General features: G+C 68.9%; 14 protein-coding genes. 7 read left to right on the top strand and 7 right to left on the bottom strand.

What is annotated here, in order from left to right; genetic code table 11:
- Positions 1-9 precede the first annotated feature (9 nt).
- Entirely contained in the window at positions 10-1,269 is a 1,260-nt protein-coding gene (locus IPN47_25395; GenBank protein MBK9411314.1) for an acyl-CoA desaturase, read from the top strand.
- A gap of 98 nt (positions 1,270-1,367) precedes the next feature.
- Entirely contained in the window at positions 1,368-1,640 is a 273-nt protein-coding gene (locus IPN47_25390; protein ID MBK9411313.1) for a DUF3303 family protein, read from the top strand.
- 30 nt (positions 1,641-1,670) lie between these two features.
- Here IPN47_25390 and IPN47_25385 read toward each other — a convergent pair whose 3' ends face one another.
- Complete coding sequence (locus tag IPN47_25385; protein ID MBK9411312.1) at positions 1,671-3,032, bottom strand: amino acid permease; 1,362 nt, start codon at positions 3,030-3,032, stop codon at positions 1,671-1,673.
- An 85-nt stretch (positions 3,033-3,117) separates the two neighbouring features.
- Entirely contained in the window at positions 3,118-5,832 is a 2,715-nt protein-coding gene (locus IPN47_25380) for a TonB-dependent receptor (protein ID MBK9411311.1), read from the bottom strand.
- A 601-nt stretch (positions 5,833-6,433) separates the two neighbouring features.
- On the opposite strand from IPN47_25380, the gene IPN47_25375 reads away from it, so the two are divergent.
- Positions 6,434-7,306, top strand: coding sequence for a flap endonuclease (locus IPN47_25375; protein MBK9411310.1), 873 nt, complete (start codon positions 6,434-6,436; stop codon positions 7,304-7,306).
- 118 nt (positions 7,307-7,424) lie between these two features.
- Here the strand turns inward: IPN47_25375 and IPN47_25370 are convergent, their stop codons facing one another.
- From IPN47_25370 to IPN47_25360, 3 genes are all read right to left on the bottom strand, one after another.
- Positions 7,425-7,820, bottom strand: coding sequence for a group II truncated hemoglobin (locus tag IPN47_25370; protein ID MBK9411309.1), 396 nt, complete (start codon positions 7,818-7,820; stop codon positions 7,425-7,427).
- Between the two features lie 79 nt (positions 7,821-7,899).
- A complete protein-coding gene (locus tag IPN47_25365; GenBank protein MBK9411308.1) occupies positions 7,900-9,213 on the bottom strand; it encodes a hypothetical protein in 1,314 nt (437 codons plus the stop codon).
- A 126-nt stretch (positions 9,214-9,339) separates the two neighbouring features.
- On the bottom strand, positions 9,340-11,637 hold the full coding sequence (locus IPN47_25360) for a putative Ig domain-containing protein (protein ID MBK9411307.1): 2,298 nt from the start codon (positions 11,635-11,637) through the stop codon (positions 9,340-9,342).
- A 431-nt stretch (positions 11,638-12,068) separates the two neighbouring features.
- Here IPN47_25360 and IPN47_25355 point away from each other — a divergent pair, with 431 nt between their 5' ends.
- The 4 genes from IPN47_25355 (at position 12,069) to IPN47_25340 (ending at position 17,315) form a co-directional block, all read left to right on the top strand.
- Positions 12,069-12,806 (top strand): hypothetical protein, encoded by a 738-nt coding sequence (locus tag IPN47_25355; GenBank protein ID MBK9411306.1) that lies wholly within the window; start codon positions 12,069-12,071, stop codon positions 12,804-12,806.
- Positions 12,742-13,563, top strand: a complete 822-nt coding sequence (locus IPN47_25350; GenBank protein MBK9411305.1) for a DUF4159 domain-containing protein — start codon at positions 12,742-12,744, stop codon at positions 13,561-13,563. Before IPN47_25355 ends, IPN47_25350 begins: the two co-directional genes overlap by 65 nt.
- A 214-nt stretch (positions 13,564-13,777) precedes the next feature.
- Entirely contained in the window at positions 13,778-15,550 is a 1,773-nt protein-coding gene (locus IPN47_25345; GenBank protein MBK9411304.1) for an amidohydrolase, read from the top strand.
- Positions 15,551-15,680: 130 nt separating this feature from the next.
- Positions 15,681-17,315, top strand: coding sequence for an AMP-binding protein (locus IPN47_25340; protein MBK9411303.1), 1,635 nt, complete (start codon positions 15,681-15,683; stop codon positions 17,313-17,315).
- Here IPN47_25340 and IPN47_25335 read toward each other — a convergent pair.
- Positions 17,305-17,487 (bottom strand): hypothetical protein, encoded by a 183-nt coding sequence (locus tag IPN47_25335; GenBank protein ID MBK9411302.1) that lies wholly within the window; start codon positions 17,485-17,487, stop codon positions 17,305-17,307. The genes IPN47_25340 and IPN47_25335 overlap by 11 nt on opposite strands.
- A complete protein-coding gene (locus IPN47_25330; protein MBK9411301.1) occupies positions 17,448-17,585 on the bottom strand; it encodes a hypothetical protein in 138 nt (45 codons plus the stop codon). Before IPN47_25330 ends, IPN47_25335 begins: the two co-directional genes overlap by 40 nt.

The following is a 17,585-nucleotide window of genomic DNA, read 5'->3' as shown; positions in this document are numbered from 1 at the left end:
ACCGCAGACGTGCCCGCTCCCGCCGTTCGCCCGCCGCGCTCCGAGTATCACGACGACATCATCTACCCGGATGCCGTCCCGTTCGTCCTGGTCCACCTGGCCTGCCTCGGCGCGTTCTGGACCGGGGTCTCGTGGGGGATGATCGCCCTCTGCCTCGGGCTCTACGTCCTGCGCATGTTCGCCATCACGGCGGGCTATCATCGGTACTTCTCGCATCGCGCGTTCAGGACGAGCCGCGCCTTCCAGTTCGTCCTCGCCTTTCTGGCGCAGTCGACGTCGCAGAAGAGCGTGCTGTGGTGGGCCTCGCTGCACCGCCATCACCACAAGCACTCCGACACCGAGTTCGACGTGCACTCGCCGCGGCATCGCGGTTTCTGGTACTCGCACATGGGGTGGATCTTCGACCAGCGCTACGACGCGATCGATCCCGATAGCGTCCCCGATCTCGCGAAGTATCCGGAGCTGATGTTTCTCCTGCGCTTCGAGCAGCTCCCGACGCTCGTCCTCGCGGCGATCATCGGGGCGGCGTTTGGCTGGCAGGGACTCGTCGTCGGCTTCTTCTGGAGCACGGTCCTGCTCTACCACGGGACCTTCTTCATCAACTCGATGGCGCACGTGCACGGCAAGCAGCGCTACGCCACCGGCGACGATTCGCGCAACAACTGGTGGCTCGCCATCATCACGTTAGGCGAGGGGTGGCACAACAACCACCACGCCTACCAGCGCTCGGCGCGCCAGGGATTCCGCTGGTGGGAAGTCGACGTCACCTACTACGTCCTCAAGGGGCTGGAGGCGATCGGTGTGGTCCACGACATGGGGACCCCTCCAGCCGACGTCGTGGCCAATACCCGCGGCCTTGGGCGCGCGACCATCGAGCGCATCGCGCGGCAGCTGGCGGCCAAGGTCGATCGTGAGGCGATCGAGGCGTACCTGCACACCCTCCCGCACCTCCCTACGCGCCAGGAACTGGGGGCGCGCCTCCCCCAGATGCCCAGCATGTCCGAGCTGCAGGCGCGCTTTCCCAACCTGCCCTCCCGGGCGGAGCTGCAGGCTCGGCTCCCGCACATGCCCACCATGGCGGAGCTGGAAGCGCGACTCCCGCACCTTCCCACGATGGACGAGCTGCGCGCCGCTGCCCGCAGCATGATCCCCGACACGCCGTCGATGGACGAGATCTGTGCACGGGCGCGCGAACTGATTGCCGAGGCGCGCCTCAACGCCGCGCTGCACGCAGGCGGCGCGGGCGGGTTGGGGATGCACCCAGCCTGATCGCTTGCCGCGGAGACGTTCGGGAGGAATGATCAGGGGGGCGATTCCGCGTGGATCGCCCCCCTCGTTGTTGGTCTCCCTCCGGCCTCGTCGGTGCCATGCGCTACATGATCATCGAGCACTTCCACCACGGCGACCCGCTCCCGGTCTATCGCCGCTTTCGCGATCAGGGACGTCTTGCCCCTGACGGCCTGCGCTACGTCGACAGCTGGGTGACGCACGACCTCGCGCACTGCTACCAGGTCATGGAGTGCGACGAGCGCGCGTTGCTCGACGCCTGGATCGCCAACTGGGCCGACCTCGTCGACTTCGAGGTGATCCCGGTGCACAGTTCGGCCGAGGTGCGCGAGCTGGTGGCGCCGCGGTTGTGACCGTGCGGCGGTGGTGACCGCGCCCGTCGCCTAACGTGATGAGTCGCCGGCGACCGCGGCGGCCACGGGACGGTGCGCCAACCACCAGACGCCCATCCCGACCACCAGCGTCCCCAGCCCGCTGATCGACTCCACCGGACGCTCGCGCAGGAGCGTCCCGAGCGTCCAGAGGCTCAGCGCCACGTAGAGCAGCGGGGTGACCGGATAACCCCACGCGCGGTACGGGCGGTGCGTGGACGACATCGTCCAGCGCAACCGCATCATCCCCAGCACGGCCAGCAGCGACATGAGGTTGAGGGTGAAGCCGGCGTAGAGCATCACCTGCTCGAACGAGTTGGTCAGGAGCAGGACCAGGATCAGGACCACCTGCGCGACGATGGCGTTGCGCGGGACGCCGTTGGCGGCGCGCTTGCCCAGCACGCGCCACCGCGGGAGGTCGGCCATGACGGCGTAGGTCACGCGCGATCCACCCAGCACCATGGCGCTGATGGTGGCAATGAGGACGGTGGCGATGATGGCACTCATCACGATCGTCCCCGTGCGCCCGAACATCGCGTTGGCCGAGAGTGCCCCCACCTCCACGCGGCCGGCGAGCGTGTCGAGGGGGACCGTGCGCAGGAAGGCCCAGTTGAGCAGGACGTACAGCACCGTGACCACCAGCGTCGCCATGACGATGGCCCGCGGGATGGAGCGCTGCGGGGTCGTGATTTCCCCGGCGATGTAGCCGGCGGCGTTCCACCCGGTGAAGGCGTACGACACGTAGACCAGCGAGACGGCAAACGGGGTCGAGACGATTTCGCGCCACGCGGCGCCGTCGAGCCCCATGTGGAGCGGCGCGGCCGGTGCGTGCCGGAGCCCCGCGGTGATGAAGGCGGCGATGAGGATGAACTGCGTCCCGGTGATGAGCAGCTGGAAGCGCTTGGCCGCGTGCAGCCCCGCCAGGTGCACGACGGCCACGACGCCCAGCACCACCAGCGAGGCGGCGAGCGGCGGAATCGGAACGATGGCCGAGACGTAGCGCCCGAAGGCGATCCCGGCGAGCGCGATGGGGGCGGCGAAGCCGACCGTCATCGACACCCAGCCGCCGAGGAAGCCGGCCATGGGGTGCCAGGCGCGGCCGAGGTACACGTACTCGCCGCCGCAGTGCGGGTACATCGTCCCCAACTCGGCGTAGGCCAGCGCTCCGCAGAGCGCGATGAGCCCGCCGATGGCCCAGAGCGAGAGCAGCGCCGCCCCGCTGTGCAGCGCCTGCGCCTGGAAGCCGAGGGCGGTGAAGACCCCGGTCCCGATCATGTTCCCGACCATCACGGCCGTCGCCGCGGTCACGCCGAAGTGGCGTAGCGACTCGTCGTCGGCGGTGGCCGGGGGTGCAGCTGACGGTGAGGAGGGCACGAAGCGATAGGGCGCGCTGGGGGGAACGTGACGCGGGGTCCGGAAAGCTACCCGGACCCCGCGACGTGCGTGGTGGTGCGGAGCGCTAGCGGCTCAGGAGGATCTCCGAGCGGACATAGATGTAGCGCCCGTTGTAGCCGAACGGCGAGGCGCCCGGCCAGATGAAGGTCCCGTTGTTGGTATTGGCCTCGATCTTCACCTGGTCAGGATACGTGTTGAACAGGTTGCGGGCACCGAGCGAGACGTTGATCGCGTCCCACCGGTAGCCGATCTCGCCGTCGAACAGCTGCTTGGCGCCGAACGTCTCGAGCCCATCGAGCGAGCCGTCGACGAACTTGCCGTAGTCGGAGATGCGCCCCATCACGTGGAAGCGCCCCTGCGAATAGTTGGACGTGAGCGACGAGCGGCGGTCGGGACGGTTCTTCTCGATGGCGTTGATCGTCACGATGTCGAGCGCGCTGGTATAGCTCGAGCCCTTGCCGACCAGGATCGCCGGGAGCGGGTCGATACGCGTGACTTCGTTCTTCGTGAAGTTGAAGGCGAGGGTGAAGTCGAGCAGGCCGGCCCCCGGATGCATGCGGTAGTTGGCCGCGACATCCAGGCCGTTCGTCTTCGTGTCCAGCGCGTTGGTCGGGAACTGCACGCCGGCGATCTGGGTCAGGCCGGAGTCGGCCAGGATCTTGGCGATGACCGGGTCCGAGGACCCGTCGAAGGTGGCGCCGAGCAGAATGCGGTCGGTGATGTTGATGTTGTACAGGTCGACCGTGAGGTTGAAGTCGTTGGTCGGCGACCACGCCATACCCGCGCTCAGGTTGACCGAGCTCTCTTCCTTGAGCGGCTTGGCGCCGAAGATCCTGGACGCACGATTGGTGACCGGGAAGTTGCCGATCTCCACGAGGACGCCGTTCTGGATCGCCGTGGTGGTGTGGCTGTACCAGCTCTGCTGGAGCCCCGGGGCGCGGAAGCCGGTGCTGACGGCGCCGCGCAGGACGAGTTCCTTCCTCGGCTGGTAGCGGAGCGCCGCCTTGCCCGTGATCGACGAGCCGAAGTCGCTGTAGTTCTCGAAGCGCGTGGCGACGTTGGCCAGGACGTTCTTGGAGAGGTTCGTCTCGAGGTCGAGATAGCCGCCGATGTTGTTGCGGCTGTTCTCGCTCGCGTCGGTCGGCGCGAAGCCCTGGAAGACCGACGACCCGCCCTGCGCGATCCCCGAGCTGTCGGCTGTCTTGTGGTAGCCGTTGATCCACGAGGCGCGCTCACCAGCCACCACCTCGTAGTTCTCGCTGCGGAAGGCGGCGCCGACCGCGACGTTCACCGGGTTCGGCAGTCCGAGTTCGAGCGACTTGGCCAGGGAGAGCCCGAGGTTGAACTCGCCGCGCTTGAGGGCGCCGGCGTCGAACGAGGTCTGGTTCGGGATCCGCGGGTCATCCGCCGTCCCCAACCGGCCATCGGGGCCCGGCGCGGTGGGCGTCGACAGGTTCGGCCCGAGCGACGAGTTGAGCGTGTTGCGCAGGTTGAACTGGAAGCTGTTGTAGCCGTAGTTCATCCCGACGTCGGTGGCCCAGCCACCGAGCGTGGTGCGGATGCCGCCGGCCGCCGAGTAGTCGATGACGGCGGGGCGGAACTCGGGGAGGAAGCCTAACGGGTAGATCTGCGGCCAGTTGCGCGAGTTCTGCGGCTTGCGGAAGAAGCCGTTGCCGGTGCCGTCGCGATCGGAGTAGCCGCCGAAGGCGTAGAACTCGGTGGTGCCGGCGGCGTTCAGCGGGAGGCGGAGATTGGCGAAGGTGTGAATGTCACGCTCGATGCCGTCGCCCCAGTGCACGTTGGGCTGCGGGACGCCGGTACGCTTGGTCACGACGCGGCAATCCTCGACGACGTCGGAAATGCCGTTGAGGTCGGGGAACGAGCCGTCGGGGCAGGCGCGATTGGTGGCGTCACGGTTCATCACCTGACCAAAGAGCGACAGCGAGCCGCGGCCAAGCTTGAGCCCCACGCCGCCATTGATGTCGGTCGTCGTCCCGTCGTTCTCGTATCCCTTGCCCGGACGGTACTGCCCGACGTTGGTGTTGAGGAACGGCGAGAACTCGCCTTCCTTGAGCACCAGGTTCACCACGCCGGCGATGGCGTCCGAGCCGTACTGCGTCGAGGCGCCGTCGCGCAGCACTTCGAGGCGCTCGATGGCGCTCGACGGGAAGGCGTTGAGGTCGACGCCGCTCGAGCCGGGGGCCGAACCGTTGGAGAAGACGTTGAGCAGCGCCGTCGTATGGCGCCGCTGGCCGTTGATGAGCACCAGCGAGTGGTCGGGTGACAAGCCCCGCAGCGTGAAGGGACGCACCACTTCGGTCGCGTCGGTCACCGCCTGCTTGGGGAAGTTCACCGAGGGCGACAGGTTGGCGAGGATCTGCGTGGTCTCGGTCGACCCCGTGCGCCTGAGCTCCTCGACGGTGTACACGTCGACGGGGACCGCCAGCTCCTCGGCAGCGGTGTGCTTGGCGCGGGAGCCGACGGTGGTCTGCACCGGGGCCAACTGGTAGGCCGAGCGGGTCAGCGTCACGTCGCGGTCGAGCATCGTCCCCGCGGTGATGTTGACGACCAGCGATTCAGGGGTGAAGCCGAGGGCGCGCACGCGAATGACGCGGCGCCCGACCGGGATCCCGCCTAACGTGTACCGCCCGCGGGCGGTCGACGTGGTGCGAATGCCGCTGCCGTCGATCGTGAACATGGCGCCAACAATGACCGCCCCCGAGCTGTCCGCGACGCGCCCCTGCACGGCACCGCTCTGTGCGGCGGCCGGGCGACTCACGGCGCCCAGCGCAGCCGCTGCGATCGCGGCAGTCCCCAGCAAACGACCAAGTGTCCTTCGCATGCTCTCCCCCTCGGTATCTGGTGAACCAGCAGTCACGCGAGCACCACGCAACAACAGGCGAGCGTGAACCGTCCGCCCATGGAAGACGGCGACGCTTCGCGCCCGGCGATCGATGCACACCACACCCAAGGACTGCAGGTGCGGCGCGACCCCACAGGATCGTCGCGCCCAACATGGCAGCACCCGGCGTTTCGCGACAGGTGATATCGAGAGCCGGCGATGTGCGCCGCCGCGGGACGGCATGACGCGCGACCGGTCGGGGCGCCCCCCGCGCTGCAGCTGGCGACCCGCTCCCCTCGCTGTCCGTCTTTGTGCCGCCCTTGTGCCGCCCGCGTGCCGACCTCCTGCCGGCCGTGTGCCCCGCTGCGACCCGCTGCTGCTGGCGGCCTCAACACCACGGCGTCACGAGCTCCCTACCCAAAGGGAGGGGGGGCGTCGGGCGACGACGCACCCTGTTCGTCGTCCCCGCGCGCTTGTGAGATGCGCGTCCGACGGACAACGTCTCCACCTGCACTGACCCTTCATCCGATCTCCTCGCATGCGCCTGCACCTCGTCGACGGAACCTTCGAGCTCTTCCGTGCCCACTTCGGGGCCCCCGGGGCCAGCTCGCCTAACGGGATGGAGGTCGGGGCGACTCGCGGCTTCCTGCGCTCGCTCTTGGCTCTCCTGCGGGAGCCCGGCGTCACGCACGTCGCCGTCGCCTTCGACCACGTCATCGAGTCGTTCCGGAACCGGCTGTACGCCGGCTACAAGACGGGGGAGGGGCTCCCCCCCGAACTGCTGGCACAGTTCCCCCTCGCCGAGCAGGCCGCGCAGGCGCTCGGCGTCGTCGTCTGGCCGATGGTCGAGTTCGAGGCCGACGATGCCATCGCGACGGCCGCCGCTCGCTGGAGCGATGCGCCCGGTGTGGAGCAGGTCGTGATCTGCTCCCCCGACAAGGACCTCATGCAGTGCGTGCGAGGGGAACGCGTCGTCGCGCTCGATCGCATTCGTCGCAAGGTCACCGACGAGGCGGGGGTGGTGGAGAAGTTCGGCGTCTCCCCGTCGTCGATCCCCGACCTGCTGGCGCTGGTAGGCGACGACGCGGACGGAATCCCCGGCGTGCCGCGGTGGGGGGCCAAGTCGGCCGGGACCGTGCTCGCGCACTACCGATCCCTCGACGCCATCCCCGACGCCGAGGGGGAGTGGGGCGTCTCGGTGCGTGGCGCGACGGCGCTCGCCGAGCAACTCCGCCAGCACCGTGAGGAGGCGCGACTGTACCGGACGCTGGCGACGCTGCGCACGGACGTTCCGCTGGCCGAGTCGCTGGACCAGCTGCAATGGCGCGGCGCCGATCGCGAGGCGCTGGCGGCGTTCTGTGCGACCACCGGCGACGAACGCTTCCTGGAGCGTGTCACGACCTTCGCCTGAGCGCCGCGAGGCAGGCCGCGACTGCGACCTGCCTCGCTCGTGCTGCACCGACGGCGCCTAACGGTTTCCGGCGCCGCCGCCGCGAACCGCCGGGCCCGTCCCCATGGACGGTGCCCCGTCAGCCCTCGCCCTGGTTCCGCATGAAGTCCGCCAGGTGCCGGAGCTTCTGCCGCAGGAACTCCCGCGTCTCGTCAGGCATCGGGTGCTCGTCGATCGCCCGCTCCATGCACCAGAGCCATTCATCGCGCTCCCGCGTCCCGATGGTGAACGGCATGTGGCGCATGCGCAGCCGCGGGTGCCCGTACTGGTTCTCGTAGAGCGGCGGCCCCCCGGTCCACCCGGTGAGGTACATGTACAGCTTCTCGCGCGAGCGCTTGAGGCTGGCGGCATGCAGCGCACGCACGTTCACCGCTTCGGGCGACGTGTCCATCAGGTCGTAGAAGCGATCGACGAGGCGGCGAATCCCTTCTTCGCCGCCCAGTTGATCGAAGGGGAGCGCTGGCGGACTGGTCATGCAGGAATGGTAGCAGGGTGTAGGCGCATGGCCGCGCGCCTTGCCGTTCGCTTCGACGCGTGCCGGGCCGCCGCGGCGACTACTTGGCCTGCGTCGACGGCACCGGGTACGGTCGCCCCTTTCGCGGAACGCGCCCGGCCATCGCCTTCCCTTCGGCCGACGTCCACGGCTGACCGTAGAACGCCCCCGCGGCGGCGGCCTCCGGCACCAGGCGCTTGTCGAGCGGGCTCCCCCCTTCGGGAATCACCATGTCGACCAGCGTGGAGCCGAAGTTGAGGGCGATGTTCCCCTGCTGCTCCGGATGCGGGACCAGGCGACCATCGGTCCCGACCTTCCATCGCCAGGTGCGCCACACCTCGCCGTTGTTCATCAGGCTGCACTCCCAGTCGCCGGGATGGTCCTCCAGCGCGAGTCGATTGTCCTGCCGCACTTTCCCCCACGTGAGGGGGAGCGTGAGCTTGACCATGCGAAAGCCCACTTCGTCCTGGTAGGGCGAGCCGGTCTTGTAGCTGGCGGCCAGGCGGTCGGTGTGGATCACGCGATACGAGCGCTTCATGCGGCTGATGGCCTGGTCGGCGTAGGGCATCGGCCCGGGCATCGAGAGGCGCTTGCCGTTGACCGAGCAACGCGCATACCCATGCGGGAGGTCGAGCCCCACCTCGCTCGGCGACAGGTTGAAGTAGGCCTCGACGAGGTTCGCCCCCGAGCGTTCCGGCCCGTCGCCGTAATCGAAGTAGTCGACGTAACCGCTCGGGCGCAGGTAGATCCAGCTCGCGGGCGCCTCGGCGTGCCGCGCGATGTAGTACTGCGGGGCGTCGGGCTCCGGGTTCGTCGTGCTGCCGCGCACGCGCTCCACGCGCCTCACGTCGAGATGATAGGTCCGGACCAGCTTCTCCTCGTCGGTGTCGCCATTCACGGTGTAGACCTTCACGTCGATCGCCCCCATCTCCTTGGTGGCGCGATCGCCCCGCCAGCATTCCACCGTCCACATGAAGCTCTCGTCCACGTCGCGTGGGCCCTTTCGATACTGCGAGGTCTCGCAACGCACCGTGGAGATGTCCTTGCCCGCCTTGGAGAGGACGAACTTGAGGGCGCTGCGGTTGGGAAAGTCGCCAATCACGCGCACCCAGGACTTGAGCGTCCATCCCGTGGAGACGGGGGCCTGCTTCTGGTCGAGGGTCTCGGTGTTGTGGGCCTCGAACCAGGTGAAGCCGTCGTCGACGATGCCTTCGCGCGCCGCCGAGACCGGCGTGGCGGCCGGCGGCAGCGCCGAGAGCTGCAACGGGAGGGCGACGAGGACGCAGGCGGTGGCGAGGGCGCGAGCGCCTAACGGCGCCCGGCGGCGCCCCGCTCGGGAGGTGATGACGAAGTCACGGGCGCGGAACCTGGGCATGCGAGGGACTAAGAGTAGGTGGGAGGGGTGGGCGCCGCGAGTGGGTTGGCGGCGGCGCGCCGCCGCCGGGTTGGCGGCGGCGCGACGGGAGGTCCTCGGGAAACGCGGTATCACGCTACAGCCGCATCACGGCGGCGTATAGCTCCCCGACTTGAAGGCGCCGCGCACCGTGGTTCCGTCGAGCGTGGGCTGCGCCAGGCCCGAGCCCCCCGACCAGCCGTACGCGTAGACGGTCCACGAGATCAGCACGTTGTTCTGCAGGCCCCATGTGGGCTGCCACCCCGACGCGGGCGCCAGGTCGGGCATGTTGAGTGAAAGCTGCGGCCCACCGATGAGGGCCTGATAGGCGCCGCTCACGTTGATGATGACGTTGCGGTTGATCCCGCCGCTCGACTGCGAATACTGCATCAGCCACAACTTGTCGTAGTCGGGCTGGATGGTGATCCGCGTGCGGACGCGAACGATGTTGTTGCCCAGGGCGCCCGTCGCGACATCGGGATCGTTGAACGTCGCTCCCAATGCGATCGTCGGGTCCGCAGCCGACGACGTGATGATCGACGTTGTGCGCCCCGCGCTGAGGGTGTTGCCGGAGAAGGTGCCCGCGAAGGCGACGAAGGTGTGCAGGTCGCCGGTCACGAACGAGGCGGCCGGAACGGTGCCGACCGCGTGCGTGGTGCCGACGCCGGGGATCGAGGTCCCGATCGGCACCATCGTGCCGTTGGCCGAGCGGAAGAACGACGCGGCATAGCTCTGCTCCCCCCCCGCCATGTTCTGAATGGTCACCGAACGGGTCGCGGGGGCCACGGCACTGGCCCCGGCAAAGTTGAGGGTGCCGAGCGAGGCGTTGTTGGCCGGATCGAGTCCGCGCTGAATGATGATCCGGTCGGGTTGCAGGCTCGTGAAGCTGGTGCGCAGCGCCACGAGGTCGAGGAGGCCGTCCGGCAGTCCCGACAACGTGAAGTTGGGGGCGAAGAGCGTCGGGGTGAGGGCACTGCGGGGGCCGAGGTAGACACCGGCGCGGTCAGTGGCGCCGAGCCCCGCGACCGAACCCGTGACTTGCTTCCCCGACGGCGAGACGCAATAGCCCGCCCCCTGGGCGGCGAGTTCGGCCTGCGTGCCGTAGAACAGGTGCAACGTCGTCTGGTTGGCGGCGTCCTGCGTGACCCAGGCCGCGCCCCCGGAGTTGCCGATGTCGAAGGAGTAGGTATTGGGCGACGACGGTAGGATCCGCTGCCACAGGGCCCCGGGCTGCGCCGCGAACCAGATGGGGAGCTCGCTCGCCGATCCGCAGAACTGGAACGTCGTGTTCCCCACCTGACCGCCGAGCGTGACCGAGAGCGTGAGGGTCGTGGACACGGTGGCCACGCCGGCGGCCGATGCGCTCACCGTGAGCGGGTAGCTTCCGGGGGCCACGTTAGGCGCCACCGTCAGCGTGATGGGCATGCTGCTGGTGGACGTGGGGTTGTTGCCCAGCGCGACGGTCACGCCGTTCGGTTCCCCCGTGACGGCGAAGGTGACCGCTCCGGTGAAGCTGCTGCGCACGATGGTCGCGGTCGTCGAACCGGTCCCGCCCTGGGCCACGGAGACGGTGGTGCGACTCAGCGAGATCGAGGCGATCGAGGCGAAGGGATTGACCACGAGCGTCAGCTGCACCGACGCAGCCGGGATCCCGGGTCCGGTCCCCTTGAGCGTGATGGGGTACGTGCCCGGCGTCGCCTGCGCCGTGGCCGAGAGCGAGACGACGATCGAGTTGCCCGTGGTGGGCGACGGCGAGATGTTCGCGCTGACGCCGGTCGGGAGCGTGCCGTCCACGGCCAACGTGACCTCGCCGAGGAACTCGGTGCGGCGCACGATGATGGTGGTCGAAACCGCGAGCCCCCCCGCGCTCACGGTGCGCGTCGCCGAGCCGTTGACCTCCAGCAGGATGCTGGCAGGTCGCGGGACGACCACCAGCGTGTAGGTCGCGGTCGCGTTGGCGACGCCGGTCCCCGAGGCCGTGACGGTGAGCGGATAGCTCCCCTCGGGGGTGTTGAGGCTGACGGCGACGGCGACCGTGAACACGTCGGTGGCCTGCGTGACGGTCGTCGTGACCCCGGTCGGCGCCCCGGTCACGGCGACGGCGACCGCCCCGGTGAAGTTGGTGCGACTGACGCTTGCAGTGAACGAACTGTTGCCTGCCTGCGGCACCGGCGCGGTGGCCGGCGTGAGCGCGATCGTGATGGCCGGGCGCGCCGTGACCGTCATGCTCGCCGCGAAGGTCTGGTCCGACAAACCGGTCGCGCGCGCACGCACCGTGAAGTTGTAGCTGCCGGGGGCGACGGTTGCCCCGACCGCCACCGCCAGCGAACCGGTCGTCGCTCCGCTCCCGATGGAGGCCGGGGTGACCGTCGCCGTGATGCCGGAGGGGAGTCCCTCGACACTCACGTCGACCGCGCCCGAGAAGCTCCCGGTCCGGGTGACGGTCGCGTTGATCGTTCCGGTCGCCCCTTGCTCGATCGTGAGCGTGGTGGCGGAGAGCGAGACGGTGAAGCCGGGGGGGGTGACCGGGGGGTTCGTCGTCCCACCGTCACCGCCGCCGCCACAGGCCGCGACGAGGAACGCGGCCAGCGCGTGCGCGCGGATTCCGCAGACGGTGCGGCAGGAAGGGGATCGCGAGCCCGCGAATGACTGAAGGCATGGTCTCCGACACGAAGAAGGGAAGGCAGACCGCCCTCTCCTGAAAAATTCGCGCCAGCAGACTCAGCGCTCGCGCTCGGCTTCGAAGTCTGGCTTTGAGACCTGCCTTGCGCCGGCTGCCGTTCGGGGCGAATGATGACCGGCGCGCCAACTTCGGCGCCCCCCTTCGAAAGGCCGACATGCGTACACCGGTTTTCCCGCGAGCGCGCGACGCCATCGTCGCTGTCCTGGTGATGCTCGCAAGTGTTGGCAGTGGCGCCGCTGCGCAGGACTCGACCCGCGCGAGCGCCGGCCACCCCGCCTCGTCGCGCCCCATTCGGTTGGTGGTCTCCGGAGGGCTCTCCGTCCCGACGGGCGGCTTCTCCGACTATCACGACCTCGGCACGCAGGCCAGCGCGTCGCTCCTGATTCGCCTGCTTGGACAGAAGGTGCGCCTTCGCCCCGAAGTGATGTACACGCGCTTCGACGTGGTGCAGCAGAAGGTGCGCGACCTCGTCGACAACCTCCAGGTGCAACCCGGGATGGTCGCGGCGCGGATGGCCGGTCCACCACTCTCCGCCGGCAACGCGCGCGTCGTCGGACCCAAGCTCCCCGACCTCACCAAGCTGCGCGACGGTGCCATCTCGTCGATCCTGGGCACCTTCGCCAACGTCGAGCTCCCGCTGGGGCCGGGGGGCTTCCAGCCGTACATCATCGGCGGGATTGGCGCGGTTGCCTTCCGGACCGACGTCACGACGGTGAACGAGGCGATCGACGGCGTGCAGTGGGCCTACAACGCAGGAGTCGGCCTGCGCTTCAAGCTCGGCCCGTTAGGCGGCGGATTCGAGGCGCGTCTGCGGCAGATCCCCGTGGATGGGGCCAAGACCTTCTTCCAGAACGTGTCCACCGTCCCCGTCTCGTTCTCCCTCGTCTTCTAGGCGGGAGGGGCGGGTGCGACGGCGACAGCTCGCGGTGACGCTCGCCGCCTGCGCGGTGGTCGGCGTGGCGACGCTGGCCAGCATGGCCGCCGCGCAGCGCTGGGTGCGCATCGAGCCTAACGTGGCGTACGACGCGCGCTTCACCTTCGTGCGCCTGCGCTACCAGGTGTACGGGCGCAGCGGGTGGGAGTTCGACTACCCCGCGATGGAGCGGAACTTCATGACCGTCCTCGACGAGATGACGGCCATCGCCCCGCACACGCGCGAGAGCAACATCCTCGACATGGATGATCCCGAGCTGCTCAAGTACCCGATCGCCTACCTCTCGGAGCCGGGGAACTGGCTTCCGGACAGCAGCGAGGCGGCGGGGCTGCGCACCTGGCTGGCCAAGGGGGGCTTCCTCATCGTCGACGACTTCTTCGGCCGGCAGTGGGACACCTTCGAGCGATCGATGCGCCGCGTGCTCCCCGAGGCGCGCATCGTCCCGCTCGACGTGTCGCACCCGATCTTCGACGCCTTCTTCCGCATCACCACGCTCGAGGGCATGCGACACCCGAGCGCCCGGAGTTACGAGGCGCGGTACCTCGGGATCTACGAGGACAACGATCCCGAGCGGCGGCTGCAGGTGATCATCAACTACAACAACGACATCGGCGACTACATGGAGTGGTCGGGCGACGGGTGGTACCCGGTCAACCTCTCCAACGACGCATACAAGCTCGCGACCAACTACCTCATCTACGGGCTCACGCACTAACCCCCGGCGCGCGGAGCCGTCCGATCGCGCCATCGCCCCGAGCCTTCTCCCTGCGCCCTCGGCTCGTCCTCCAGTCTCGGTGGACGCGATGTGCGATGAACGGTGGGCGGCGCGTCGCGCCCCTCGACAGCGACGTGTCTCACGCGGAGCTTGCACCGTGGCGCGGCTCGCCGCGTCTCCCTCCAGCAGCACCCTCCTCCCCGCTCGAGTGCACATGCGACTTCCCTCGATCGCCCGTCGCGCCGCGGCAACGGGCCGGTGTCTCGTTGCTGCGGCGCTCGCGGCCGGCGCGTTGGCGCTGGTACCGGCGCCGCTCGCGGCACAGTCGGCTGACCTCATCCTGGTCAACGGCACGGTCCTGACGGTCGACCCCGACGATCGCGTGGCGCAGGCGGTGGCCGTGCGCGGGAGCCGCATCGTGGCCGTCGGGAGCAACGCCGAGATCGAGCGACTGGCGGGGGCGCAGACGCGACGCATCGACCTTCGGGGTCGCACGGTGACGCCCGGGCTGCTCGACGCGCACGCGCACTTCAGCGGGGGGTATGCCGAGCGGCTCGACCTCTCCTATCCCAGCGTGAAGACGATCGGCGAGCTGGTCGCCAAGGTCGGGGCGCAGGCGGCCAAGGTGGCGAAGGGGGGGTGGGTGGAAGGGCACGGCTGGGACGAAGGGAAGCTCGCCGAGCGGCGCTTCGTCACCGCGCGCGACCTCGACGTCGTCGCCCCCGATGTTCCGGTGTACCTCACGCAGACCACGGGGCACTACGGCGTGGCCAACAGCGCCGCATTGCGCCTGGCGGGGATCACGAAGGCGACCGCCGATCCGCCCAACGGGACCATCGACCGCGCGCCCGACGGCACGCCGACCGGGGTCCTCAAGGAATCGGCGCAGGGGCTGGTGCGTCGGCTCATCCCGCCGCGCACGCCGCAGCAGGTGGAGCAGAGCCTGCGCGACCTCGCGCGCGGCTTCAACGCCGAAGGGATGACGGGGCTCAAGGACCCCGGCGTCTCGCCGACGGCCTGGGAGGCCTACCGCCGGGTGCAACAGTCGGGCGACCTCACGGTGCGGGTCTTTGCCCTCTGGCAGGGGGGACGCAACCTCGACGGGGCTCGGCGCATCATCGCCGAGCGTGCGGCCATGACCCGTCCCTACGAGACGACCGGCGATGACCACCTCATCGCCGGCGGCGTCAAGCTGTACATCGACGGTAGTGGCGGGGCGCGCACCGCCTGGCTCTACGACGACTGGAACAAGGGCTACACCGACGTCGATGCAGGGAACCGCGGCTATCCCGCGAGCAATCCCGACACGGTGCGCCAGCTCATCACGCTGTACCACGACGCCGGCTTCCACGTGAGCGTGCACTCCATCGGCGACCGCGGGATCGACTGGACGATGGACAGCTACGCCCAGGCGTTGAAGGCGAAGCCCACGCGCGGGCTGCGGCACGGGATCATCCACAGCAACATCCCGTCGGACCACGCCATCGACCTCATGGCGCAGCTGCAACGTGACTTCGACGCCGGCTTCCCCGAGCCGTCGGCGACCTTTGCCTGGTGGCTGGGTGACACCTACGCTGCCAACTTCGGGAAGGCGCGGTCACTGCGCCTCAATCCCTTCGCGACCTGGAAGGCCAGGGGGATCCGCTGGGCCAATGGCTCCGACTTCGGCGTCACGCCGTATGCGGCTCGCTACGGCATCTGGAGTTCGGTGGCGCGCGAGACCTTGTTAGGCAGCTGGGGCGACCCGTTCGGGCGTGCCGAATCAGTCGACGTGCGCACCGCGCTCCGGTCGGCCACGATCTGGGCGGCGCGGCAGATGTTCCTCGAGACCAAGATCGGGTCGGTCGAGGTGGGGAAGTACGCCGACCTCGCCATCTGGGATCGCGACCCGTACACCGTGCCGACCGCTGACCTCAAGGAGATGCGCTGCCTGATGACCGTCTTCAATGGAAGGATCGTGTATCAGGCGGAGGGAAGCGGCTTGTAGCTGGCAGCTTTCCTCGCCACACGATGTACCGGCCCTCTCTCCCCCCGCGCGGCGCGTCGTGACGCGCACTGGACGCCCCCTCGTTGGGGTGTAGCGTATCCAAGGACCTACCCCGACCCGGAGCGCACGCGTGCTGTCGTACGTCCACGGTACCTCCCCCACCCCCCTGCTCGGCGAGACCATCGGCGCGGCCCTGCACCGCACCGTCGAGCTGCACGGCGATCGCGAGGCGCTCGTGGTTCGTGGCCAGTCGTATCGTGCCACCTATCGCCAGCTGTGGGACGCGACGACGATGCTGGCGCGCGCGCTCATGGCGGCCGGGATCGGCAAGGGCGACCGCGTCGGGATCTGGTCGCCCAACCGGTGGGAGTGGGTGGTGACGCAGTTCGCCACCGCACGCATGGGGGCGATCCTGGTCAACATCAATCCGGCGTACAAGACGGCCGAGCTGGAGTACGCGCTCAAGCAGTCGGGGACGCGGCTTCTCCTCCTCGCGCGCCACTTCCGCACCGCCAACTACGTCGACATGCTCGATGTCGTGCGGCCAAACTGTCCGCAGCTCGAGCAGGCGGTGGTGCTCGACACCGATTGGGACGCGTTCCTGGGGCGCGGGGTCGAGGTGAGCGAGGCGGCGCTGGCCGAGCGCGAGGCGTCGCTGCAGTTCGACGACCCCATCAACATCCAGTACACGTCGGGGACGACGGGCTTTCCCAAGGGGGCCACGCTCTCGCACCACAACATCCTCAACAACGCGTACTTCGTCGGTCAGGCCCTGCACTACACGCACGAGGACCGCATCTGCATCCCCGTCCCGTTCTACCACTGCTTCGGGATGGTGATGGGGAACCTGGCGGCCATCACGCACGGCGCCTGCATGGTGGTCCCCGGCGAGGCGTTCGACCCGACGCTGGCGCTGGAGACGGTGCAGGAGGAGCGGTGCACCTCGCTGTACGGCGTCCCCAGCATGTTCATCTCCGAGCTGGCACTCCCCGACTTCGTCACCTTCGACCTCTCGTCGCTGCGCACCGGGATCATGGCCGGCTCGCCGTGCCCGGTGGAGGTGATGAAGCGCGTGCAGTCGGACATGCACATGACCGAGGTGACGATCTGCTACGGCATGACCGAGACGTCGCCGGTCTCCACGCAGAGCGCGACCGATGACCCGCTCGACAAGCGCGTGAGCACGGTGGGGCGGGTGCACCCGCATGTGGAGGTGAAGATCGTGAATCCCGAGACGGGGGCGATCGTGGCGCGCCACGAGAAGGGCGAGCTGTGCACGCGCGGCTACTCGGTCATGCTCGGCTACTGGAACGACGAGCAGGCGACGCACACGGCCATCGATGCTGCGGAGTGGATGCACACCGGCGACCTCGCGACGATGGACGACGAGGGGTACATCAACATCGTCGGGCGCATCAAGGACATGATCATCCGCGGCGGCGAGAACATCTATCCGCGCGAGATCGAGGAGTTCCTCTACACGCATCCCGGCGTGCAGGACGCACAGGTCATCGGCGTCCCCAGCGAACGGTATGGGGAAGAGGTGATGGCCTGGATCATCCCGCGCGCCGGCCATGCCCCAACGACGGAAGACATCCTCGCCTTCTGCAAGGGGCGCATCTCGTCGTACAAGATCCCGCGGTACGTGAAGTTCGTGGACAGCTACCCCATGACGGTGACGGGGAAGATCCAGAAGTTCCGCATGCGGGAGTTGGCGGTGGCGGAGCTGGGGCTCGAGGCGGCGGCGCGAATGGTCACGGCGTAGCAAGCGTCGCGAGCGGAGACGGCCCGCGAGAGCGGGCGGTGCGCTGCTCGAGTCGCTCGAGGTGGTGTGGAGGAAGCGGGGCGTCGGTGGCCACCACGCCGATGATCAACCCGTCACGATCGCCGGCAGTCGTCAGCGCCTGACGGGCGCCGTAGTTGGGCGGTACCGGCACGCGACACGTGAAGCCCCCGGCGGTGTGCGGCTCGCGGTGCCGATCCCTCCCGTGAAGCCGTGCTCGACCATGCCCGTCCTGCCCCCCCCCGTTCCCAC

It is taken from the genome of Gemmatimonadota bacterium (assembly GCA_016719105.1).
In the GTDB taxonomy this organism is placed as follows: domain Bacteria; phylum Gemmatimonadota; class Gemmatimonadetes; order Gemmatimonadales; family Gemmatimonadaceae; genus SCN-70-22.
The sequence above is the reverse complement of the archived record's forward strand: the minus strand, read 5'-3'. Positions and strand labels throughout refer to the sequence as shown.